Raw genomic sequence first — 1,163 nt, forward strand, 5'->3', positions numbered from 1 at the left:
CCGGGAGAGGGTCGGGGTGAGGGAAGCCCGTATCTCCGTGGCACTTGCCCTCACCCCAGCCCTCTCCCATAGGGAGAGGGAGCAGTTTCGAAGGAAGGTTGGGAGGGGAAAGAGGCAAAGCAAAAACCTAACCGGACACCGCTGGGGCTAGGGGGGGGTGCTTTTGTAGAGCGGCATGTTCGGGATGTTCGCGCCCGTAAGGGCGCTCCTATGCGTTGCCGTCGGTCCGCTTCATAAACTCGACAACCATCGGCACCACTTCGTCTTTCATATCCTCCAGGATGTAGTGCCCGCCGTCGGGATAGCGGTGAGTCTCCGCTTTCGGGAAACGCCTCATCCATTCGGCCAGGAAAGTGGTATCGAAGACGAAGTCGAGCTCGCCCCAGAAGATGGAGATCGGGAGCTCGCCGAACCGGTCGAGTCCCGACGCGATCTCGCTCACCAGCTGGTAATTCCGGTCCCCCCTGAAGAGCGGGATGTCCTGCACGAAGCGCAGCGTGGCGATCCTGTTGGCCCATGAGTCGTAAGGGGAACGGTAGGCCCGCTTCATCTCGGCGCTCATCGGGTTCTTCTTGCAGCCCACGATCGAGGCCCCGACACTGAAGGCGTTGAAGCCGCGGACGAGCAATGTTCCAAGGACGGTATCACGGCAGATCTTCAGCCCCAGCGGGAACTTCTTCTCCTTCGGCAGATGGAAGGCCGCAGTATTGAGGAGCACCAGCCGGCCGATCCGCTCGGGATGCCGGGTCGCGTAGGCCATACCGATCATCCCGCCCCAATCGTGCAGCACCAGGGTGATCTTACCCTTCAGCTGCAGGTGGTCGATGAGCCGCTCCAGATCGTCCACCCTGCGGGAAAGCGTGTAGTCGTAGCGGTCGTCGCCGGGTTTATCCGAATAGCCGCAGCCGATATGGTCCGGGACGATGCAGCGGTAGCGATCGCGCAGGGCCAGCACCAGGTTGCGGTAGTAAAAAGACCACGACGGGTTGCCGTGGACCATGACCACCGGATCTCCGGCGCCTTCATCAAGGTAGTGGTAGGAGAGGCCGTCGAGGTCCAGTTTGTGGCCGGTGAAGGGGTAAAGATCTTTCGAGACAGTCGTCATTCAGTTCAAGTATCCGTGTAATTCCCTCACCCCGACCCTCTCCCGGAGGGCGAGGGGG

At 61.2% G+C, this 1,163-nt stretch carries 1 protein-coding gene; it reads right to left on the minus strand.

The features are described from left to right. Window positions 1-208: 208 nt before the first annotated feature. Window positions 209-1,105 (minus strand): alpha/beta fold hydrolase, encoded by an 897-nt coding sequence (locus tag AC11W3_RS00175; RefSeq protein ID WP_484092279.1) that lies wholly within the window; start codon window positions 1,103-1,105, stop codon window positions 209-211. Between the last annotated feature and the right edge of the window lie 58 nt (window positions 1,106-1,163).

This window comes from Geomonas sp. (assembly GCF_056994735.1).